The sequence below is a fragment of the Kamptonema sp. PCC 6506 genome (assembly GCF_000180455.1).
Taxonomy (GTDB): Bacteria; Cyanobacteriota; Cyanobacteriia; order Cyanobacteriales; family Microcoleaceae; genus Kamptonema; species Kamptonema formosum.
In genome coordinates, this window is the sequence record NZ_CACA01000106.1 from 1 (window position 1) to 23,185 (window position 23,185).

A 23,185-nucleotide genomic window follows, 5' to 3' on the forward strand; every position below is an offset into this window, starting at 1 on the left:
AGTTACAGTTAACAGTTAACAATTATCAAATTTCATCTAATTTTGCTAACGCATTCACGGCCGCTGTCGCCATTGCGCTACCTCCCCGGCGGCCGTGTAAGGTAATAAATGGTACGCCTCGACTATTGGCAGCGAGTTCAGCCTTGGATTCTGCCGCCCCCACAAACCCCACTGGAAAACCCAGAATTAAAGCGGGTTTTGGCATTCCCGCATCCAGTAATTCCAGTAATCTAAATAGGGCTGTAGGGGCATTGCCGATCGCCACTACTGCACCTTTTAAATCATCCTGCCATAATTCCAGCGCCGCAGCCGATCTCGTGTTTCCTATTCGCTGCGCCAAGGCGGGGACATCGGGGTGTTGAAGCGTACAAATTATCGCATTATCAACGGGGAGGCGCGATCGCGTGATGCCTTGGGCTACCATGCGAGAATCGCAGAGGATGGGTGCACCATCAGCTAGGGCTTTGCGTCCGGCAATCGCGGCTCCGGGGGAAGCTGCTAAGTCTGCTACAATGTCTGTCATGCCGCAGCTATGTATCAGGCGTACTGCTAGGGATTCTAAATCCGCAGGTAAACTTGATAAATCTGCTTCTGCTCTAATAATGGCAAAGGATTTGAGGTAAATTTCAGTCCCGTCTCGAATATAATCCATTAAATTATAGGGGCTAGGGGCTAGGGGCTAGGGGCTAGGGGAAGAAGGGGTTAGGGGCTAGGGGCTAGGGGCTAGGGGGAAGAAGGGGTTAGGGGCTAGGGGCTAGGGGCTAGGGGAAGAAGGGAAGAGGGGAAGAGAATCAAGGCTTTAGCAATTCAGAGTGCCTTAAACGCCTTGGTGGTTGCGCTATACTTCAGTTACCGAATGGGATGCAGAATGTTGAATTTGAGTGGGATTTAACCACTGTTGTAACTGAGAAATGGGATGGCGATCGGCAAATTCACCGAAAGACTCATTGGGCGATCGCATCTTTTGATAAACTCGCAGCATTCCTTCTATTAAAGATGATATATCAGCCGGATTTACGTCTGGGAAGAGTTGCCGCCCAAAGGGTGAATCTTTTGCACCCACATACATAATATATGATGCTATCTTCTGACTCCCATTTTTAATTTCAGTTCCCAATAAAGTAATCTCGCTAGGATTATGTTGGGCACAGGATTTTTGGCAACCGCTAAAGTGAATATTAATTGGTCGATCTAACCTTAATTTTGTTCCTAAATCCTTCGCCAATTTTAAGGCATCACCTTGAGTATCTGTCGCACCCGAAGCGCAACCAGTCTTGCCTGAACAGGCAATTAATGCACTATCTGGACGATTTGCTGACCAGTGTAATCCTAATGCAGTAATGGCTTGTTTGATATCAGGAAGTTGAGAGTTGGGGATATCAGAAATTAGCAGATTTTGCCAAGGCGTAAGCCGGATTGTACCGCTGCCATAAGTTTGTGCTAAATTTGCTAAGCTTCGCAATTGTTTAGATTCCAGTTTGCCTAGAGATAAGGCAATCCCAATATAGGATAAACCTGGTTGATTTTGAAGATGAATGCCAAGATAATTATAACTTGAAAATACAGAATTTTGCAAGTCTTTCGTTGTTGCTTTTGTGGGGAATTGATTTATATCTTCGCCAAAATGACCTTGATTTGTCTTGGTCTTAACAGGATTTATCTTGTATTCAAAATCAGATTGATTGCCATTGGTTAAAACTGGAGTCATCCCCTTTTCAGGTGAAATTCTTTGCAAAGGAAAAGACAAATATTTTTCAATTTGTTCGAGATAGAAATCTTGACCCCAATCTTCCAGTAAGTGGCGCAGGCGTGGTTTCCGATCCTTAATTAAGCCGCGATCTTTGGTATAATTCAGATAAACTTGAGCGCAAGCTGCTAAGACTGATATACACTGAGATTGGGGGATAATAATACCTGTGTCGGGATACTTTGTCTCGTTCAGAAACAGGCGAAAAACAATTTCTTTTAAGGGCGATCGCCTTTCTGCAACTAAAATAATATCATTCAGGCGATCGCGCACAGAAACAGACTCTCCGCCGTCAAAGCAAATACTGAACTTAGGCGATAATGCCGATAATTCAGGATGTGTCTGCAAGTAATCGTCAAACTCCTTAACCAGGAGGCGAGTATCGAGTAATTGCTGTGAGTCAATTCCCGCTGTGGGACTTGCCATAATATTGCGAAGCGGGTCTATTTCCAGATAGGATGGCGCTATCCCTAATTCTTGTAATTTGGTAAAGACTTCAGTACCAATTATCGATCGCATTTCCCGGATCTGTAAATTAGCCCGATTAGTGACTTGCACGTAGCCGCCGCCTAATTCCTCAGTCAGATCCGCGATCGCACAACATTGTACTGTATTTAAGATTCCCCCTGGAATCCGCATCCGAGATAAGATCCCATCTCGAGCAACGGAGCCATAAAATAAACCTGGACAGGTTGGTAAATCAGGTAAAGATAACAAGCAACATCCTCCCCATGCGACGCAGGGAATCGAGTGTGAACGTGCTAAAAGCACCCCCTCAATGGCGTTCTGGCTTTGACAGTTGCGGCACAGCGCCGGAATTACACCGGACTTTCCCATATTCAGGTTCTAGAATAATATCACGTATGCGATCGCTTTTATTCTTCCTTCTTCCTTCGTCTATAATTCCCAAAAAAGCGATGCCGTAAAATCTATCAGAAATGACAAGCCAAGTCTCCACTCAATCTCTAATTCCCAGTCCTCAGCAAAAATGGCTTTCAGTAGTGGGTATTGGTGAAGATGGACTATCTGGATTAAGCGCGATCGCGCAATCCCTAATCGATCGCGCTAAAATTATTGTCGGCGGCGCGCGTCACTTAGCAATGCTGCCAAAAGACGATCGCGAAAAGTTAGTTTGGGCATCTCCTATTGAGGCGACAATTGATGAAATTATCCGCCGCCAAGGACAACCTGTCTGCATTTTAGCCAGCGGCGATCCGATGTGTCACGGCATTGGCGTAACCCTCACCCGCCGCATTCCCATCTCGCAAATAACTATTATTCCGGCTGCATCGGCTTTCAGTCTGGCTTGTGCCCGTTTGGGATGGCCCCTTGCGGAAATTGAAACTTTTAGCTTAACAAACCGCCCGATCGCTGCGATCGCATCTGCTTTCTATCCCGGCGCACGCTTGCTAGTTCTGAGTGCAGACAAACATACCCCCGCTAAGGTTGCCGCAATGCTAACAGAGCGCGGCTTTGGTGACAGCCAGATCGCTATATTAGAGCGGATGGGGGGGGAGTTAGAACGAGTAATTGAGGGCATTGCAGCGACGTGGGAGGCAACGGATTTAGCTGATTTGAATACGATCGCAATGGCAGTTATCGCCACTCCCGGAACATTCCCCCTACCCCGAATTTCCGGCTTACCGGATATCGCCTTTCACCACGACGGACAACTTACGAAACGGGAAGTTCGAGCCATCACTCTCTCAACTTTAGCTCCAATTCCGGGAGAATTGCTCTGGGATGTGGGTGCTGGCTGCGGTTCGATCGCGATTGAGTGGATGCGGAGTCATCGCCACTGCCGCGCGATCGCGATCGAACGTCATCAAACCAGACTACAATACATTGCCGATAATGCCGCCGCCCTTGGCGTTCCCAGTCTCAAAATTGTTGCGGGAGAAGCGCCAGAGGCTTTAAAAGACTTGCCTCAACCTGATGCGGTTTTCATTGGCGGCGGTGCTACTACTGATACTCTATTTGAAACCTGCTGGAATGCACTGCGATCGCACGGCCGCCTAGTAGTAAATGCTGTGACCATTGAGAGCGAGCTCAAAGTGCTACAATGGCATAGCGAGTATGGAGGTGAGCTGATTCGGATTAGTATCGATCGCACAGTCGCGATCGGCTCTTTTTTAGGTTGGAAACCTTCTGCACCGATTACCCAATGGATCGCAGTTAAGCCTGCTTCATAGAACTTATCCCTATATAAATTCTCAGCTATAAAATAGTTTTTGTTCGGCATCTAAGTAAATCCACCTAATTAAACATAAGATACCGATGGCTAAAAAGTTTGCTGTATAAGCGTTCTTCCTTCTTCCTTCTTCCCTCTTCCCTCTTCCTTCTTCCTTCTACTTATCATTAATATTTTCCTCGTGTTGGACAATTTCTGCCATAAATTGCTATTCTTAGATAAATTTATAAAAAATTCTAAAATTTAGCAACATAACCAATGAGTGAAATTTTTGACGAACGACAAAAACTCAAGATTTCTGAAGCAGCAGAAGTGTTCGTGTTTCCGGCATCTTTTGCTCAACAGCGGCTGTGGTTTCTCGATCAATTAGCGCCGAACAATCATTTCTACAACGTCACAACCGCACTGCGTTTAACAGGTGTACTCAACCAGGATTGTCTGGAACGGGCGCTCGATCAAATTGTGGGCAGGCATGAAGTTTTGCGGACAACTTTTGCGGAGGTAGACGGGCAGCCTGTACAAGTAATTTCTCCGAATTTAAAGTTTGTTTTCAATATATCCGACTTGCAGAAGATACCCGCAGAAAAACGGGAAACAGAAGCCATGAAATTAGCGGAACTGGAGGCGGAGAAACCTTTTGATTTATTAACAGGGCCGCTGCTACGGGGCCTGCTGATTTGTTTGTCGGAAACCGAGCATATTTTATTAATAAATATACATCATATTGTTGCGGATGATTGGTCGCTTGGAGTGTTGATTCGGGAACTGGGAATTATCTATACCACTTTGGTAGACGAGCGCTCTTCTGAACTGCCAGAATTGCCGCTGCAATATGCCGATTTTTCGGAATGGCAGCGCGAATGTTTGCAGGGGGAAGTATTAGAAACTCAGTTAGTTTATTGGCGGCAGCAATTGACAGGTATTCAGGCGTTAAATTTACCGATCGCTCGACCTAAATTAGCTGCACAAAGCTACCGGGGAGCTACTGAATTTTTCGAGCTGCCGCCGCATTTGAGCAACGAGTTAAAAGCGCTTTCGCAGCGAGAAAGGGCGACTTTATTTATGACTTTACTAGCAGCATTTCAAGTATTACTGTACCGCTATTCGCAGCAGTCAGATATTGCGATTGGCACACCGATCGCTAACCGCAACCGCAGCGAAATTGAAGGCTTAATCGGTTTTTTTGTCAATACTTTAGTGCTGCGAACTGACTTATCGGGAAACCCAACTTTTCGAGAACTTTTAAGCCGCGTTCGGGAAGTAACAATGTCTGCTTATGCCCGCCAAGATGTGCCTTTTGAGCAACTGGTGGAAGAATTACAGCCGGAGCGTTCTTTGCATCAAAACCCGCTGTTTCAGGTGGTATTCAGCCTGCAAAATGCGCCTTCACAGCAGCTACAGTTGCCCGGATTAAAGTTGAGTTATGTCAATTTGGAAGTAAAAACAGCGCGTTTCGATTTGGAATTTCACTTGTGGGATGCTGCGGACAATTTCAGGAGTTTCTATGGGAAAGATTGGCAGTATGCGGACAGTTTTAGAGGCGCAGCAATCTACAACACGGATTTATTCGATCGAGCTGCCATTAGCAGAATGTTAGAACATTTTAAGATACTTTTGTCAAGCATTATTGCTAACCCAGAACGGCGAATTGCTAACTTGCCTCTGTTGAGCGAAGCTGAACGGCAACGGCTGTTAATTGAATGCAATAATACTCGGAGAGATTATCCGAGAAATAAGTGCGTACACGAGTTATTTGAGGCGATAGTCGAGCAAAATTCTAGCGCGATCGCCCTGACTTTTGCAGACCAACAATTCACTTATCGAGAAGTCAACGATCGCAGCAATCAACTAGCACATTATTTGCAAAAATTGGGGGTGGGCGCGGGTGTTTTAGTGGGGATTTGTGCTGCGCGATCGCCAGATACAATTATCGGAATGTTGGGCATTTTGAAAGCGGGGGGAGCTTACTTGCCTTTAGATCCGAGTTATCCTGGCGATCGCCTCAATTTTATGTTAGCAGATGCCGGAGTTAATGTATTGCTAGTACAGTCAAAGTTGGCGGATATTTTTGCGGGATTTGAGGGCGCGATCGCCTGTCTGGACGATCGGGAAATTTTCGCTAAAGAAAGCACGGCAAATCTGGCTAACACCGCAACCTCAGACAATCTAGCTTACCTTATTTACACATCCGGTTCAACTGGAAAACCCAAAGGTGTTGCTATTCCCCACAAAGCGGTAAATCGGCTAGTAATTAATACAAATTACGTAAAACTATTAGCTGCCGATAAAGTTGCTCAAGTCTCAAACACATCATTTGACGCAGCTACATTTGAGATTTGGGGAGCTTTATTGAACGGAGCTCACGTGGTAATAATTAATACAGAGACAATGCTTTCACCCCGGGAGTTAGCTTCCGAAATTCGCCAACAAGGTATTACTATTTTATTCTTAACTACTGCCTTGTTCCAAAAAATGGCTGCAAGTGTTCCGCAAGCATTTAATTCGCTCAGGTATTTGCTATTTGGAGGAGAAGTTGCCGATCCGAAATGCGTGCGAGAAGTTCTCCAAAAAGGGCCGCCAGAACATTTAATTCACGTTTACGGCCCGACAGAGAACACCACATTTTCTACTTTTTACAAGTTGCAAGGTGTACCAAAACAAGCAGCGTCAGTCCCCATCGGCTTGCCGATTGCAAACACGCAAATTTATATATTAGATAGCTATTTACAACCAGTGCCGATCGGCATTCCGGGCGAACTGCACGTCGGCGGCGATGGACTCGCTGAGTGCTATCTTAACCGTCCCGATTTAACAGCAGAAAAATTTATTGCTAATCCTTTTACTGCTAATTCTGAGTTAGGAGAATTAAGGAATGCAAAACTTTATAAAACTGGCGATTTAGCCCGCTACCTTCCCGACGGAAATATCGAATTTTTAGGTCGCATTGACAGCCAGGTAAAGATTCGCGGGTACAGAATCGAATTGGGAGAAATTGAAGCAATGCTCAATCAGTACCCAGGAGTGAAAGCAGCGGCGGTAATTGTTAGAGAAAATATTTCTGGAGACAAATATCTGGCTGCTTATATTGTTATCGATAGCATTAATTACCAACTCCAAGTTAACCAACTGCAAGCGGATAATTTGCGGGAATTTTTGAAACAGAAACTTCCTGGGTATATGGTTCCCAAAACTTTGGGAGTTTTGGAATCGTTGCCCCTGAATCCTAACGGTAAAGTCGATCGCGCGGTGTTACTTAAGATAGATGCAGAAATAGGCGATAGCCAAGAGAATTATCGAGCGCCTCGGACTGAAGTTGAAGAAGTAGTTGCCCAAATTTGGGCTAAAGTTTTGGGAAAACAGCAAGTGAGCGTTTGCGATAATTTCTTTGAATTAGGCGGGCATTCGCTGCTGGCAACTCAGTTAATTTCCCGCATCCGAGACGCTTTTCAAATAGAATTGTCGGTCAGAAATTTGTTTGAGTCCCCAACAACGGCAAGTCTAGCAAAATACATTGAGACTGTTTGTTGGGCGGCGAAAAATCAACAGGTTTCACAGCAGGCAGTAGATGCTAGAGAAGATGTGCAATTTTGACGCAATACACCGATTTTTTGGTATTTGTAAAAATAACTAGGACGGGTTCTCCGGCCCATCCCACAATAAAAAATGACTCTCATGGATGGGCAGGATTTATCAGTGAGGGTGACTATAGCGAAAAATCACGATCGCGAAGCACAAAAAGCCCTAATAACTTCCGCAAACTGCTGGTTCTTCTCCATCAATGCCATGTGTCCCCCCGGCTTTAAAGTAATCAATTCTGCTTCCGGTAATTCTGCTTTCATCCGCTGGCTAGCAGCCGGGAGAGTAACAATATCTGAATTGCCGCAGATAACTAGCACAGGAACGCTAATTCCTGCCAAAGTTTTTGTTTCATCGTATTTGAACATTGCCAGCGTGCCAAGCGCGAGAACGCGGGGAGAACCCAAGGCTGACAAGAATGCTGAAAAGTCTAATTGACCGCGAGTTTCTGTGCCTTTAAATCCCGATATTTCTACGCTGAGGTATAGCGAACCGTTGAGATAACTCTGCCAAGTCATCAACCACAAAATCGGAGAAAGAATTGAGGCGATACGCAGTATTGGTTCGAGCAAAGGCTTTTGCAAAGCACGCAACAAACCGGTAAAAATACTGGTTTTGACGGGATTTGTATAAGTCGTATCTACCAGGATTAAACCAGCTACTCGGCGGCCGAGATGTTCTGGAAACAAGCGGCAAAATGTTAGGGAAATCATGCCTCCCATGCTGTGTCCGAGCAGGAATACAGGTTTATCTCCGGCTATGGCAACGACGGCTTCAAGATCGCGGGCAAGTTTTTCTAGGGAATAATCGCTGTTTCTCGGTCGAGTGGATTTTCCTAGTCCCGGCAAATCCCAAACTATCACTCGAAATCGATTGCTCAATTGCTGTTTTACGTAATACCAAACCATACTATTTGGCCCCCAACCGTGCGATAAAATAATCGGCTGTCCGTCTTCTGGGCCGTAGAATTCTACTTGTAAAACAGTGCCATCTGGTCTTTTTAACCGCTGCACCGTACCCGTCCGCGTTGGCTTAGGTTCGTCAGTTCCGGGGCGACGAAATAGCGGTAAGCTAATAAAACGACCGCCAAAAGACCAAAGAACCATTAAGATTCCGCTAACTAAGTATGACGTGGCTACAAGTTCGCCGATGTACCATTCGTAAAGAATGTAGATACCTCCACCAAGTATTCCGAAGGACAGCAGTCCCATCAGCCATACAAGCAGAAAATTGAGTGGCATGAACGGCATAAGCTAAAACCTTGCGCTCTAATTTTGGTTGGTTTGTCCAACAGGATCATACTTAAGTTAGACCAAAATTGGCTACGAGTGAGATAAACTTTGATATCAAGTCTAGTTAATTACCCATTATATTTGTATGGACATGGCGCTGCCTTGTCCTTAGCTGTAGCGCCTTAATTTAACCGAATTTAATATTATTTATCTGGTTGGAAAATTTATTTTATTAATTGGTCAATGCGATCGCAGGATAACTCAAAATGCCAGAACCGAAAATGTCGAGTTTACCGCCACAAGTTGGAGATTCCGTTAAGGAGGGGTTGGTTGAGTTCCTATCGCGCCTTCGCAGTCTGGATATTAATATTTTTATCGAGGGCGAAACCCTGCGCTGCAATGCTCCTGAAGGAGTTATGACTGCGGAAATGCGGGCGGAAATATTGAACAAAAAGTCGGAAATTATTTCACTTTTAAAAGCTGCTAATTCTACTACTACCAACCTAGTACCTGTTTCGCGGGAAGGAATTATACCGCTTTCTTTTGCACAGCAGAGGCTGTGGTTTATGGATAAATTAGTACCGAATAATCCATTTTATAATGTTCCGGCTGCGGTGCGGATGACGGGCGCGGTTGATTTTGGGGCGCTGCAACAAAGTTTTGATGAAATTGTGTGCAGACATGAAGCTTTACGGACGACTTTTGCGGTGGTAAATGGGCAGCCAGTTCAAAAGATAGCTGCGGCTGTTAATGTGCCGATCGCTCTTTTGGATTTGCGAAATTTGCCGTCAGCCAAACGAGAAATTGAGGCCCAACGGTTGATAACTGAGGAGGCGCAGCGACCTTTTAATTTATCAGTCTGCCCGCTGCTGCGAGTAACTTTATTGCAGTTAGATGCAACTGAATATTTGCTGATACTGAATATGCACCACATTGTATCTGATGGGTGGTCGATCGGGGTGCTGGTTCAGGAATTGGGGGCGCTTTATCCGGCTTTTGCTAGTAAAAAATCTTCGCCTTTACGGGAATTATCTATTCAGTATGCTGATTTTGCAGGGTGGCAGCGCGATCGGCTGCAAGGTGATGTTTTAGAAACTCAATTAACTTATTGGCGGCGGCAGTTAGAGGGTATTTCTATGTTGAATTTGCAGACCGATCGACCCCGGCCTGCGGTGCAAAGTTACCGGGGAAAACGGCTATTTTTGCAACTACCAAAACAATTAAGCGAGGCTTTAGAAGCTTTCAGCCAGCGCGAAGGAGTGACGTTATTTATGACGTTGCTGGCGGCTTTTCAAACGCTACTTTTCCGCTATTCGCAGCAGCCTGATATTGCAGTTGGAACTCCGATCGCTAACCGTAACCGCAGTGAAATTGAATCCTTAATTGGATTCTTTGTCAACAGTTTGGTGCTGCGAACCGATCTGTCGGGAAACCCAACTTTTCGGGAGCTTTTAAACAGGGTAAAAGAAGTGGCATTGGGAGCTTACGCGCACCAAGATGTACCATTTGAAAAGCTGGTTGAGGAACTGCATCCCGATCGCGCTTTGAACCAAAATCCCTTATTTCAGGTGGTATTTGCGCTGCAAAATGCGCCTGCGGACAAATTAGAATTGCCAGGATTGACTTTGAGGCCGCAGCAGTTGGATGCAGGGACGGCTAGGTTCGATTTGGAGTTTCATTTGTGGGAGCGATCGCCCGATAATAAGCTGTGGGTTGATTGTGCCGATGGCATTAGCGGTTTTGTAATTTACAGCGCGGATTTGTTTGATGAAGCTACTATTGTGCGGATGCTAGGGCATTTTGAAATGGTGTTGTCAAGTATTGTTGCTAATCCCGATGCACAGATTGCAAATTTAGAGATTTTGACCGACGCTGAGCGAGAGTTACTGTTAGTTAAATGGAATAAAAATCAAATTAATTATCCAAAAGGTTTATGCCTTCACCAGTTATTTGAAATTCAAGCAGAGCAAACTCCCGATGCTATAGCTTTGGTATTTGGAGAGGAAAAGATTTCCTATCGAGAGCTAAATATTCGCAGCAACAAATTAGCGCATTATTTGCAAAAAATCGGGGTGGGTGCGGAAGTTTTGGTGGGGATTTGCGTAGAGCGATCGCCTGATGCGATCGTCGGGATGCTGGGCATTCTGAAAGCGGGAGGAGCTTACTTGCCTTTAGATCCGACTTATCCGCGCGATCGCTTGAACTTGATGTTAGAAGATGCTCGTGTCCCCGTAGTGCTTACCCACCAGGGGTTTAAACTCCAAGCTAATAGCGAAAGTCGTAGTGAAAGCGGAGAAACTTACAATCCGATTGTGGTTGATTTGGATAAGAGTGGGGAGAGTAGCGATCGAGAAAATCCCGATTGTGCGATCGCCCCAGTTGCAGCAGAAAATCTGGCTTGCGTCATCTATACATCCGGTTCCACTGGCAAGCCGAAAGGAGTGCAAATCGAGCATTGTAGCTTGTTAAATCTGATTTTTTGGCATCAGCAAGAGTTTGCAATTTCGGCGTGCGATCGCGCCTCCCAGGTTGCCGGGATTGCTTTCGATGCTTTCGGGTGGGAAATCTGGCCTTATTTGGCTGCGGGGGCTAGTATTTATTTTGCTGATGATGACATTAGGCGATCGCCGGATCGGTTGCAGGAATGGCTGCTATCAAATGAAATCAGTGTTAGCTTTTTGCCAACACCTTTAGCCGAACAAGTTTTGCTATTAGATTGGCCTGCTGATTCTGCTTTGCGAATTTTGCTAACAGGAGGCGACAAACTCCGCCAGTATCCTTCAGCGAGGCATCCTTTTAAAGTAGTGAATAATTACGGCCCAACTGAGACTACTGTTGTGGCAACATCCGGCACAATTCCTGTTAGGGAGCAAGCGGATACAGCACCCGATATCGGACGCGCGATCGCTAACGTTCAAGTGTATGTATTGGACAAGTATTTGCAGCCCGTACCCGTTGGTGTTGCTGGCGAATTGTACCTCGGCGGCTGCGGAGTTGCTAGGGGCTATCTCAACCGACCAGAATTAACTCAAGAAAAATTTATTCCCAATCCTTTTACTATCCAGTCTGAGTTAAAACAGCCAAGAGAACATTCCCAACTATACAAAACAGGTGACTTAGTTCGCTACCGAAATGATGGCAATCTGGAGTTTTTAGGTCGCCTCGACGAACAAGTACAAATTCGGGGTTTCCGCATCGAATTAGGAGAAATTGAATCAGTCTTAGCTCAGCATCCAGCGGTGCAGCAAACTGTAGTCATGGCTTCCCAAGATGGGGAGGGAGAAAAACGTTTAGTTGCTTATGTTGCCCTGAATCCTGAATGCAATCTTGCCGAAGAAACGGATATTCAGCAATTGCAGGCGGAGCAAGTTTTGCAGTGGCAAATGCTGTATGGTGAAACTTATAAACAACCTGCTAGCGGCACAGATCCAACGTTCAATATTACAGGCTGGAATAGCAGTTATACCGGGGAGGCGATCGCGCCTGAACAAATACGCGAGTGGGCAAATAATCAAGCCGCCCAAATTTTGAAATTACAGCCAGATCGAGTATTAGAAATTGGCTGCGGTACCGGCTTGCTGCTGTTCCAAATTGCCCCGCACTGCACCCAGTATTGGGGTACGGACTTTTCGCCGCAGTCGATTGATTACATTCAGCAGCATTTGCGCGATCGCGACTTGGCGAATGTAACGCTGTTGCCAAAAATGGCGACCGATTTTGATGGCATAGAAGCAGCAACATTTGATATGGTAGTTCTCAATTCTGTAGTGCAGTATTTTCCCAGCCTTGACTATCTTTTACAGGTATTAGAAGGTGCTGTAAAAGCAGTGGCTCCTGGCGGTAGCATTTTCATCGGCGACGTGCGAAACTTGCCTTTATTGGCAGCTTTTCATGCGGCTGTGGAATTGTATCGATCGCCCCCTTCTGCAACTATCGAACAGTTGCAGCAGCGGGTACAAATGCAGATTTTCCAAGAAACAGAATTAGTCATTGACCCAGATTTTTTTAGGGCATTAAAGCACCAATTTCCGCAAATCAGCGACGTAGAAATTCAACTGCTGCGCGGTACATTTCACAATGAGTTAACTCAGTTTCGTTATAATGTGATTCTTCATCTGGCAGGTGAAATAGATTCCGCAAACCCCCCCTCAGTCCCCCCCTTGGTAAGGGGGGAAGGGGAGAGGAAAAAGAGATATGGATGAACTGGTCTTCTCAAAATAAAGATTTGACGGCGGCAAAAGTGCGCCAGATTTTAGTTGAAAATAAACCGGATATTTTAAAGATTGCCAATGTGCCAAATGCGCGAGTTGCAGCAGCGGTTCAGGCGGCAGAGTGGCTGTTTAATTCGGATAAATTTAAAACAGCAATTCAGTTGCAAAAAGCTTTACAAGAACTTCCTAATTTAGGAATAGAACCGGAAACATGGTATGCTTTGGATGTACCATATACAGTTAATATTAATTGGTCTAATCCTAGCAATAAAGGCTGCTATGATGTAGTATTTGTAGGGGGAGAAGAGAGAGATTTTACGGTAGAAGAAACAGGCGATCGCCCGCGCCCTTGGCACTCTTATGCTAACAACCCCCTGCAAGCTAAAGCCGCCCGTAAATTAGTGCCCCAACTGCAAGCTTACTTAGCAGAAAAGCTGCCGGAATATATGATTCCAGCAGCTTTTGCCGTGCTGGAATCGCTGCCGTTGACACCGAATGGAAAGGTCGATCGGCGTGCCTTACCTACACCGGAACCTGTTAAGTTAGAATGGGCTGGAAGTTATGCCGCACCGCAAACTCCAACTGAGGAAGTTTTAGTGAGAATTTGGCTAGAAATTTTGGGAATAAAACGAGCGGGTATTCGCGACAACTTCTTTGAATTAGGCGGCCATTCGCTGTTAGCAACTCAGCTTGTTTCTAGAGTGCGGGATGCTTGCGGGGTCGAGTTGCCTTTGCGCTGCGTATTTGAAGCGCCGACAATTGCAGAATTGTCTAAAATTGTTGATAGTTTAAAGGACAGCAGTGCTAAAATTAAAGTACCAGCCTTAGTTCCCGTCTCTCGCGAGAGCCGCAGGCTCAAATTATCCTCCCTCAACCAAGAAAGCAAAGACAGAGGATGAAAACTCTATTGTCCTTTAAAAAAAATACACCCAATGAGTTCATACGCTTTCTGGAACAATAAAGGTGGTGTCGGCAAGAGCTTCCTTTGCTTTGTCGCTGCTTCTGAATATGCTCACCGTCACCCTGATTCTGATGTCTACGTAATTGATCTATGTCCGCAAGCGAATGTTTCAGAAACTCTATTTGGTGGGTATCTCACTAGCCCAGAGGCAATACGTTCTTTAAACACTAAGACTCCGCGTGCGACGGTAGCGGGATACCTTGAAGCACGCCTGAACTCCCCTTTTAAAATGATTGAAGACGTATCACCCTACCTGTGTGAACCTAAACAATTCAATCCGAACATACCAGAAAATTTGAGGCTAGTATGTGGGGACAATCTCCTCGAAATAATCTCTGAAGCAATCCGACAGACATCCCAACTTTCGATCCCAATTGATGCTTGGAAACAGGTGCTAACTTGGGTACAGGATTTGACAGTTGCTCTTCGCAAACAAAGTGGGGATCGAGACACTCTCTTCGTCATTGACTGTAACCCTAGTTTTGCGATCTATACACAGCTTGCTTTAGTTGCGGCAGATGGCGTTGTTGTGCCATTTACAGCCGATGACAGTTCCCGTCGTGCCATAGAGAATGTCGTTGCACTCCTCTATAGTATCACCGATCAACATACAGCACCATACGCACGAATCAGCTTTGGAAAACGTGCCAAGGAAGATGGTGTACCTGTACCAAAGTTACATACATTTGTGAGCAACCGGATGACTTTGTACGAAGGAAAAGCGAGCAAGGCATTTAAAGCTGTAAATAAAACTATTAAGCAGACGATGGATGATATATACAGGAATCATCGTCATATTTTTGCAAACCCCAAAGAATCCCCAAGTAACACCTTTATTGAAATCCCCGATTATCACAGTGCCTGTGTTGTCGCTGCTACAACTGGTACACCCTTACATAAGTTAAAACCGGGTCCAAAGAACATCGCAGGTGAGCGCGTGCAATTGAATCCAGGCCCACTGGAAAAATACCGGTATGCACTCGAACAGTTCGTGAATTGTCTTTAGGAAATCGCCGTGCCGTCACCAGCAGCATTGAAGTACAAAACAGCGTCCAACACGGCTAGAACACTTCGCGAAACAGCTACAGATCCCCGCTTGCAACCAATATCGCGCAGTCAAACTCAAGTCTACTATCACTCCGCTCTAGCTGCATTTGTTGCTGTATGGGATGCTTACATAAACGAACTCGTTCGCAATTTTTTCGCTGCAACTGCAAATCCTTTAGATCCCAAATTTCATGCCGTACATTCTATTGCTAGAGATGCGGCGGAACGCGCACTTGAAAGATTTAATACACCAAACGCGGAGAACACGCGAAACCTTCTGATTCAAAACACTGGTTACGATCCTATTGGCGATTGGATTTGGTCTGCAAGAAGCTTGAGCGGATTAGCCGTTCGGCAGAAGCTCAATGAGATTTTAAGAGTGCGGCACAGTTTTGCACATGGTTTTGCTATTCCCGCGCTTTCTTGGACTCAAACAGCAACCGGAAAAGTTCGGCTTACGGCTAAAGCGATAGATGATGTTGATGTGTTTTTTACACATCTTGTGAATGTTACCGACCTCGGCATGAAGCAGCATATCGAAACGAGTTATAGTCTAGTATTGCCTTGGTAAAGATTTTAATGAAAGAGATGAAATTTTCTCTATGTAATATTTAGAAGCTACTTTGTACACGCTTTCCTTTGAGGCTTGCCTGATAATTTGATATGACTAACTATCTTTCCGACAATTCCCTCCCGGCTGGTAAAGAAAAGCTTAATCTTCCCGAAGAAACAGAAGTATTAGTCTTCCCCGCATCTTTTGCCCAGCAGCGGCTTTGGTTCCTCAATCAATTAGCTCCTGGCAATCCTTTCTACAATGTCTCAACCGCACTCCGCTTAACAGGTTTCCTCAACTTAATCGCCTTAGAACAAGCATTCAACAAAATTGTCCGCCGCCACGAAATTTTACGCACAACTTTTGCAATGGTAGAAGGGCAATTGTCGCAAATTATTGCCTCAGAATTAACGGTATCTCTTCCCAAAATTGACTTACAAAATTTACCGCTAACTCAGCAAGAAACTACCGTAAAGCAACGGGCAATTGCAGAATCGCAGCTACCATTCGATTTAGAAAAAGGCCCGCTGTTAAGAGTAAAGCTGTTGCAATTGGGGACAGCAGAATATGTACTCTTGCTGAATTTCCATCACATTATTGCTGATGGTTGGTCGATCGCGGTGTTAATTCGGGAACTAACATCGCTGTACAAAAATTTTGCAAAAAACGAGCTGTATTCGCTGCCTGAACTCCCCCTTCAATACGCCGACTTTGCAGAATGGCAGCACCAATGGTTGCAGGGTGAAGTATTAGAAACTCAGCTAACTTATTGGCGGCAACATTTAAAAGAAATTGACCTCCTAAATTTGCCGATCGCGCACCCCAGGCCGCCCGTTCCCACCTACTGCGGCGCTCGACAATTTCTAACGCTGTCGTCGCTTTTGAGCGAGCAGCTAAACTCATTAAGCAAGCAAGAAAACGCGACTTTATTTGTAACTTTACTGGCAGCCTTTCAAACCCTACTTTACCACTACACCGGGCAAGAAAATATTGCAATAGGAACGCCGATCGCCAACCGCAACCGCACGGAATTAGAAGGGCTAATTGGATTTTTTGTCAATACTTTAGTTTTGCGTGTCGATTTGTTGGGAAACCCCACTTTTCAGGAACTTTTGAGTTGGACTAAAGAGGTGACAGTAGCAGCTTGGGCGCACCAGGATTTGCCTTTTGAGAAGCTAGTAGAAGCACTACACCCAGATCGCGATTTGAGCCGCAATCCTTTATTTCAAATTAGTTTTAGCCTGCAAAATACGCCCACAGCAGCGCTAGAATTGCCGGAACTAACTTGGAGCTCGATTGACTTTGATGCGGGTACTGCTAAGCTCGATTTAGAGTTTAATTTGTGGGAGGATTTGGCAGGTATTAAAGGGCAAATAACCTACAGTACGGATTTATTTGACAGCGCGACGATCGCCCGAATGCTAAATCATTTTCAAACGCTATTAGAAAGCATTGTTGCCAATCCCAAACAGCGGCTTTCTGACTTGCAAATTCTCACGCCAGCCGAGCGAAACCAAATACTTGTAGAATTTAATAATCTATCTAAAATAGAACCCAATATTACCTCTATTTGTCAAGAGGAAGAGCGAAAATCGAGTAAAATTAAACTGTGTTTCCATCAGTTATTTGAGATCCAAGTAGAGCGATCGCCAGACGCGATCGCGGCAGTCTTTGAAAACCAATATTTAACCTACCGCGAACTTAATAAAAAAGCCAACAAAATCGCGCATTATTTACAGCAAAGGGGAGTTAAGCCGGAAGTTTTAGTAGGCATTTGTATCGCTCGCTCTCTAGATGCGATCGCAGGATTGTTAGGCATTCTCAAAGCAGGCGGAGCCTATCTACCTTTAGATCCAAATTATCCCCAAGAACGGCTTAACTTCATGTTAGAGGATGCTGGCATATCCATCTTGCTAACTACTCAACAGCACTTAACCCGCTTTACCGCCAAAGCGCAACCAGATTGCCAAATCCCCAATCTAACTGTAGTTTGCCTCGATCGAGATCGGGATGCGATCGCGCGAGAAAGCCAACAAAATCCAATTAGCAATGTAACTCCTAAAAACCTCGCTTACGTTATCTATACTTCAGGTTCAACAGGAAAACCAAAAGGCGTTTTAATCGAACATAAAGGACTGTCAAATTTAGCTGATGCTCAAATAGAAACTTTTAAATTGCAGCCCAATCACCGCGTTTTGCAATTTGCATCTCTCAGTTTTGATGCCTCAATCTTTGAAATAGTTATGGCACTGAGATCGGGATCAAGGCTTTACTTAGCAACCAAAGAAGCTCTATTACCCGGAAAGCCTTTAATCCAATTTTTGGACGACAATGCTATTAGCCACGTCACCCTTCCACCCGCTGTTTTAAAACTATTGCCAAAAGCAGAACTTCCCGCACTCCAAACTCTGATCGTTGCAGGCGAATCTTGTTCGCAGTATCTTGTTACACTCTGGGCTAAAAACCGCCAGTTTTTTAATGCTTACGGCCCTACCGAAGCTACTGTCTGGTCAAGTATTGCCGAACTTAACGAACATCAAAAAGTGTCGATTGGTCGCCCAATTCTTCATACTCAAATCTATATTTTAGACCAAAATTTGCAGCCAGTACCCATCGGCATTCCGGGCGAACTCCACGTCAGCGGCTTGGGAGTGGCTAGAGGATATCTCAACCGATCGCACTTAACACGACAGCGCTTTATTCCTAATCCTTTTAGCGATAAAGAAGGAGCGCAAATTTATAAAACTGGTGATTTAGCTCGCTACCTTCCCGACGGCAACATCGAATTCTTATGCCGCATTGACGAACAGGTAAAAGTGCGGGGTTTTCGCATCGAATTGGGCGAAATTGAAGCAGTATTGAGACAGCATCCGGGAGTGCAAGAAACCGCCGCGATCGCCTGCAACGATTCATCGGGAAATCAGCGCCTAATTGCTTATATTGTTCCCAACAATCCGAAACCAAACCCTCTCGAAGTGCGGAATTTCTTAAAATCAAAGCTGCCGCCATACATGATGCCGAATGCTTTTGAAATTATCGATTATTTGCCGCTAACTCCTAACGGCAAAATCGACCGCCGCCGCCTATCTTCGCCCGAAAACCTAACAGCCGTATCGGGCGATTCCGCTTTTGTAGATCCCCGCACGCCAACCGAATCAACCCTTGCCCAAATCTGGGTTTCAATTCTCAATCTCGATCGAGTTGGCATTAGCGATAACTTCTTCGATTTAGGAGGAGATTCGCTGCTGGCTGTTCGCCTGATCGATCGGATTAACAAGCAATTTCAGCAGGATTTACCGCTATCTTCATTATTCATAAATTCCACTATTGAAACTTTAGCAAATTGCCTAAATGCAGGCAAAAATTCTTTACCAAATTCGCCTTTAGTTGCCATTAATTCTCAAGGTTCAAATCCGCCATTCTTTTGCGTCCATCCTATCTTCGGTGTAGTTTTCCCTTATTATAAATTAGCAGCAGAGTTAGGAACAGACCAACCGTTTTATGCGCTGCAACCGCAAGGCATTGACGGAGAATGTTCTCCCTTAACTAGCATTGAAGATATGGCGGCTTTTTATATCGCCGCACTGCGTGAAGTGCAGCCGCAAGGGCCGTATTTTTTAGGAGGTTGGTCATTTGGAGGTTTAGTTGCTTTTGAGATGGCTCAACAGTTGCAAAAATCGGGCGATCGCGTGGCTTTGCTGGCGGTACTCGACACTTTAGCACCAATTCCCTCAAATCAAATTTCCTTTTGGGATGGCTGTAAGTTTCTATTCACAATAGCGCTGCGATCGGTTTGGCCTTTTCTATTAGATTATTTTCGTCTGCTGGCTGCTTCTGATAACTTTTTCGATGAAAGTTTCGCCTCTAGAATTGTTAAACTAAATAAAGTTATTAAACCGATATTTGCTGTGTTTAAAGCTAACAGCAAAGCAACTCTGGCTTACGCCCCGGAAACTTACTATAATAAGATTACTCTCGTGCGATCGACTGCACAAACAAGTACAGACGATCGGGATTTTACCCTTGGATGGAGCGAACTAACTAACGACAAAGTAGAAGTTATTAAAGTACCTGGAAATCACTTAACCATGCTCAGATCGCCCCACGTTCAAGTCCTCGCCCAACAGCTAAAACAATGTTTCAAAACTTTTTAATTTCGCAGTTGCACTTTGATATCCTGTCCGGCAAATTACTTACGATCTGTCATTGCGAGCCAAGCGCTGCGCTTGGCTCGCAATGACAAGTATTTAAAATGGCAAGTATTTAACCGGACATGATCAGTAAATCCACCTAATTAAACATAAGATCGGGATGGCTAAAAAGCTGAGTGTATAAACATTCTTCCTTTTTCCTTCTTCCTTCTTCCTTCTTCCTTCTTCCTTCTACTTATGACTCCCTGCGTGGTCTGTCATACAACAGATGGCAAGCTTATACTAATCCTCTTAAAGCGATTGCTCATCACTAGACGGATCGGAAGTATGAATCGATTCAAAAACGGGACAAAACCCATCAGGCGTAACCTTAAAGCCAAACAAAGGCGATAGAGGACTCCAACAACGCTGTCCTCGGAAGTGCTGACAATTGCCGCAACATTCTAACTCTACCGGCAAAGGGCGATCGCTACCAATACTAATCAATTCCCGCTGCGAGAGCCCGCGCAATACTAACTCCTCACCCTGCCAACGGGCCTCTACCAAACCCGTATCCGCAAAATTTGACCAGCGCGGATCGGAGGCAATAGTATTCGGTAAACTAATTGCTACCTCCGTCCCCATCTCCGCCAACTCCCCTTCATAGTGAGTTTCTGGCATCGCAGGTTGCAAAAATGTCTCGCCAATCGGCAACTCTACCAACGTACCCGCCGCTGGAGTATGCAACTGGTAACGGTTCCGCAACTCATCCAAGTTCGCCAAATCAGCTAAATAAGTTGGGGAGCCGTGAACGAAAATTATATGCTGAGGGCGCAAATTGTGAATAAGCTGCGTAGTGCCGGGGCCATCAGAATGCTCCGCGAGTAGATAGCTTTCTACACTACGAAGTCCCGACCCCTGTAAGGTTTCCGGCCACCCTTTCGGCGGGTATCCCGGCTTTTGAGGTAGCAGCAATATCCAAGGGCCATTTTGCTTAGTAACGTAGAGACTTAAATCCGCTGTTTCGTCAGTGATGATAATGCAGGGTGCTTTACCGAGAATACCGCGCTGTTCTGGAGACAAGCGGCGTAGGCGAGGACGCACCCGTTCGTCCCAAAATAGGGGTTGATGTTGGGCAAAATTCTGAACGGCTGTAGGAAAATGGGGTAAAAGTTCCAGGTAAGCGTCGCAACCTTGGGCAACGGCCCCATCAACCCAGATATCTAAGTCTCTGCCAGTGAAGTAGTGATGACTCCGTAGTAGCATCAGCAATTCTTGCCCAAGTCCGAGAGTTGATGTAGGTAGAAGTACCGAGTAACCATCTGCGATCGCGCGGTGGATGCGCTCTGCTAGCTGATTTTCCAATTGGCGGCGGTGGGGATGACGCGCCGTGCCATAACTACCTTCGAGAATCAGTACGTCTGGCTTGAGTCCTCGGAGGTCTCCCAAGGGCAATCCTTCAACTAAGCGAGAATTAGATAGAAAAAAATCTCCCGTGTAAACCAGGGAGTAGGTGCGGTGCGGAGCCGCATAGGTCAGCAATATTGCCGCTGCTCCTGGTAGGTGCCCGGAGGGGAACAACTGCACCCCTAGACCTCTGCGGAGTTCAACTGGAGAGTGCCAAGGCAAGGCCTGACAAAACCGTGGGTGCTCGCTAGCTGCCAACTCTGGCCAATTCAAGGCTAGGAGTTGGGTTGTCACCTCGCTGGCGTAAATCGGCAATTGCGGGAAAGACTGGTGGAGTGCTAGCAAACCTCTAGCATGGTCTGGGTGGGCATGGGTACAAAAAACTAAGTCCGCTGGCAGGGATTTTTCTGAAGATATTAGCGGTGAAATGTCCTTTAGGCCGCAGTCTAGTAAAATCCGGTGCTGCCCCATTCGCACCAGCAAACAGAGGCCATCCTCTGCATGACCTGCACCATAAGGTAAACATTCCAGCTCCATCACGATGGTTAGCCCCCTGCAATCCTAAGCAACTTGCGTCGCAACTTTCAATGCTATAGCGAGAGCGTCCTGATTTAATCAGTTTGCTTCATAGAACTTATTTAAACTTTTCCAAAGTTTACTTTTGTTCAAGTTTAATATTTAGGTTCTTTTTTCATCGTGCCATAAACTAGGTGACTTGTAGAGCGACTCGCTATCGCTAGGGGAGTTATAAAATTTACTTTCAAAAATAGGCACTAATTATCCGTCCGCTTTATGATCTTGTGAGGCTGCTGACCAATTTGCAAAGAGAGAGTATCGATCTATTTCTTTTTTACAGTTTATTTTCCGCAAATTTTTGTGGGATAGTAACTACAAATAAATCCCAGTAATTACGTAGGTTCTCTTCCTACTGTACGCCTAAGCTCTCAAACTCAGCATTAGTAGCTCAACGATCGCCAGTCCACACCCTTAATTTTGCAACAATTCTTTACATACTCCTAACATTTGCGGGCGCAGCCAGCCGCAGGCATCGTGACATTCTTGCACCAACTTGAGATAGTTTCATTGAGGTAATTTTGACATATCTATACAAATATTTATAGTAGGAACTTTTGTCTGAGAACAATAGAATCGACAAAATTATTACCTGCCATAGGTTTTATGCTAATTATAAAGAAATACGAAAACCTCTAAAACAAGTAGAATTATTATTGTTTGTAACAAATCTTGGTAGCATTAGTATATTCAAATCCTTTATTGGTAAGGACTTTAGCCAATCAATTCGGAACTTAATTTATTGTGATAATTCTTAATATCATCAGCCTTCAGTGCATTGTATAAAAAGAACGTGAAAGGGTAAAAGCAAACGAAATTTCAAAATCTTTTGCTAAAAACTTTTCCCTATTTCTCATTCAAAGACTAAAAAATTTCTCAGATTGCTTGTAGGCATAAGCTGAAAAACAAAAAATTTGGTAGAGAAATTTACCACATTTGATGAGAACGCCAAGGTGCGCTGCACTAAGCGGGTTTATAGAGTGACTTACGCTCGCTTCTCTACTTTCAGAAGCCGTTTCTTTAGCAGAAATAGGTGATGTTTTCCTGTTGCAGTTATGCAGCAAGGGCGAACTGTAAAGTTAAACTCAATATTACGAGATCGAATTAAAAATGCTCTCAAATACAGAATTTAATAAATAATAAGATTTAGAGGACACATTTAAGCCACTACACTAATTTGTGTAGATTGGCAAAGGAAAAGGCCAATGCCAAAAAACAAACGAAATGTTGTTAGTACATATTTAGAGAGCAAAGTCAAGGTCGGAGTCTCGCTGACACCGACAGGGGCTAATCGCTTGACTGTGATCGCAGAAAAGCTGGGCATATCAAAATCTGAGCTATTCGAGCGCATAGCTCGAAGCGAGTTGCTCAAGTCTAGCAATGGAGCAGAGTTAACTTTTTCCTTGCAACATGGTTCGGGATCTCCGAAACAGGTTTCAAAATTGAAAGATGAAACAACTGAGGGCCAAAGTCACGAGAGTGGAACGGCTGAGTCCCCAGAAAATTCTGTTGCACAGTCAAAGGAATTGCTAGAAAGTTACGAAGCTTTGCAAAAGC

11 protein-coding genes, 1 pseudogene and 1 riboswitch are annotated in these 23,185 nt (G+C 45.0%); of the genes and pseudogenes, 8 read left to right on the top strand and 4 right to left on the bottom strand.

Annotated features, from left to right (window positions below):
* Nucleotides 1-25 precede the first annotated feature (25 nt).
* Nucleotides 26-652, bottom strand: coding sequence for a precorrin-8X methylmutase (locus OSCI_RS06310; protein ID WP_019487682.1), 627 nt, complete (start codon nucleotides 650-652; stop codon nucleotides 26-28).
* Nucleotides 653-838: 186 nt separating this feature from the next.
* Nucleotides 839-2,464, bottom strand: a complete 1,626-nt coding sequence (gene cobG, locus OSCI_RS06315; RefSeq protein WP_019487681.1) for a precorrin-3B synthase — start codon at nucleotides 2,462-2,464, stop codon at nucleotides 839-841.
* Between the two features lie 61 nt (nucleotides 2,465-2,525).
* A riboswitch (adenosylcobalamin-variant (AdoCbl-variant) riboswitch) is annotated at nucleotides 2,526-2,584 on the bottom strand.
* Between the two features lie 101 nt (nucleotides 2,585-2,685).
* On the opposite strand from cobG, the gene OSCI_RS06320 reads away from it, so the two are divergent.
* The gene (locus tag OSCI_RS06320; RefSeq protein ID WP_007354047.1) at nucleotides 2,686-3,939 is read left to right on the top strand and encodes a bifunctional cobalt-precorrin-7 (C(5))-methyltransferase/cobalt-precorrin-6B (C(15))-methyltransferase; all 1,254 of its coding nucleotides are present in this window, start codon (nucleotides 2,686-2,688) and stop codon (nucleotides 3,937-3,939) included.
* A gap of 257 nt (nucleotides 3,940-4,196) precedes the next feature.
* Nucleotides 4,197-7,529 (top strand): non-ribosomal peptide synthetase, encoded by a 3,333-nt coding sequence (locus tag OSCI_RS06325; RefSeq protein WP_007354048.1) that lies wholly within the window; start codon nucleotides 4,197-4,199, stop codon nucleotides 7,527-7,529.
* 125 nt (nucleotides 7,530-7,654) lie between these two features.
* On the opposite strand, the gene OSCI_RS06330 is transcribed toward OSCI_RS06325, so the two are convergent.
* The gene (locus OSCI_RS06330) at nucleotides 7,655-8,764 is read right to left on the bottom strand and encodes an alpha/beta fold hydrolase (RefSeq protein ID WP_026103819.1); all 1,110 of its coding nucleotides are present in this window, start codon (nucleotides 8,762-8,764) and stop codon (nucleotides 7,655-7,657) included.
* 248 nt (nucleotides 8,765-9,012) lie between these two features.
* Here OSCI_RS06330 and OSCI_RS06335 point away from each other — a divergent pair, with 248 nt between their 5' ends.
* The 5 genes from OSCI_RS06335 (at nucleotide 9,013) to OSCI_RS06355 (ending at nucleotide 19,672) form a co-directional block, all read left to right on the top strand.
* Nucleotides 9,013-12,948: an amino acid adenylation domain-containing protein gene (locus tag OSCI_RS06335; RefSeq protein ID WP_007354050.1), complete on the top strand. Its 3,936-nt coding sequence runs from the start codon at nucleotides 9,013-9,015 to the stop codon at nucleotides 12,946-12,948.
* Nucleotides 12,945-13,856 (top strand): phosphopantetheine-binding protein, encoded by a 912-nt coding sequence (locus OSCI_RS31310; RefSeq protein WP_007354051.1) that lies wholly within the window; start codon nucleotides 12,945-12,947, stop codon nucleotides 13,854-13,856. The genes OSCI_RS06335 and OSCI_RS31310 overlap by 4 nt, the downstream gene beginning before the upstream one ends.
* 33 nt (nucleotides 13,857-13,889) lie before the next feature.
* Entirely contained in the window at nucleotides 13,890-14,924 is a 1,035-nt protein-coding gene (locus OSCI_RS06345) for a ParA family protein (RefSeq protein WP_007354052.1), read from the top strand.
* Between the two features lie 9 nt (nucleotides 14,925-14,933).
* Nucleotides 14,934-15,536 carry a HEPN domain-containing protein gene (locus OSCI_RS06350; protein WP_007354053.1) on the top strand — a complete coding sequence of 201 codons (603 nt, stop codon included), beginning with the start codon at nucleotides 14,934-14,936 and terminating at the stop codon, nucleotides 15,534-15,536.
* A 92-nt stretch (nucleotides 15,537-15,628) separates the two neighbouring features.
* Nucleotides 15,629-19,672 (top strand): non-ribosomal peptide synthetase, encoded by a 4,044-nt coding sequence (locus tag OSCI_RS06355; RefSeq protein WP_007354054.1) that lies wholly within the window; start codon nucleotides 15,629-15,631, stop codon nucleotides 19,670-19,672.
* Between the two features lie 288 nt (nucleotides 19,673-19,960).
* Here OSCI_RS06355 and OSCI_RS06360 read toward each other — a convergent pair whose 3' ends face one another.
* Nucleotides 19,961-21,592: an MBL fold metallo-hydrolase gene (locus OSCI_RS06360; RefSeq protein ID WP_007354055.1), complete on the bottom strand. Its 1,632-nt coding sequence runs from the start codon at nucleotides 21,590-21,592 to the stop codon at nucleotides 19,961-19,963.
* Between the two features lie 1,241 nt (nucleotides 21,593-22,833).
* Between OSCI_RS06360 and OSCI_RS06365 the strand changes: the two are divergent.
* Nucleotides 22,834-23,185 (top strand): annotated as a pseudogene (locus tag OSCI_RS06365) (hypothetical protein); the annotation flags it as partial.

What these genes read in the sequence shown, in the direction of transcription:
- OSCI_RS06310 (WP_019487682.1), bottom strand. Translation starts at nt 652, where the DNA reads ATGGATTATATTCGAGACGGGACTGAAATTTACCTCAAATCCTTTGCC.
- OSCI_RS06320 (WP_007354047.1), top strand. Translation starts at nt 2,686, where the DNA reads ATGACAAGCCAAGTCTCCACTCAATCTCTAATTCCCAGTCCTCAGCAA.
- OSCI_RS06325 (WP_007354048.1), top strand. Translation starts at nt 4,197, where the DNA reads ATGAGTGAAATTTTTGACGAACGACAAAAACTCAAGATTTCTGAAGCA.
- OSCI_RS06330 (WP_026103819.1), bottom strand. Translation starts at nt 8,764, where the DNA reads ATGCCGTTCATGCCACTCAATTTTCTGCTTGTATGGCTGATGGGACTG.
- OSCI_RS06335 (WP_007354050.1), top strand. Translation starts at nt 9,013, where the DNA reads ATGCCAGAACCGAAAATGTCGAGTTTACCGCCACAAGTTGGAGATTCC.
- OSCI_RS31310 (WP_007354051.1), top strand. Translation starts at nt 12,945, where the DNA reads ATGAACTGGTCTTCTCAAAATAAAGATTTGACGGCGGCAAAAGTGCGC.
- OSCI_RS06345 (WP_007354052.1), top strand. Translation starts at nt 13,890, where the DNA reads ATGAGTTCATACGCTTTCTGGAACAATAAAGGTGGTGTCGGCAAGAGC.
- OSCI_RS06355 (WP_007354054.1), top strand. Translation starts at nt 15,629, where the DNA reads ATGACTAACTATCTTTCCGACAATTCCCTCCCGGCTGGTAAAGAAAAG.
- OSCI_RS06360 (WP_007354055.1), bottom strand. Translation starts at nt 21,592, where the DNA reads ATGGAGCTGGAATGTTTACCTTATGGTGCAGGTCATGCAGAGGATGGC.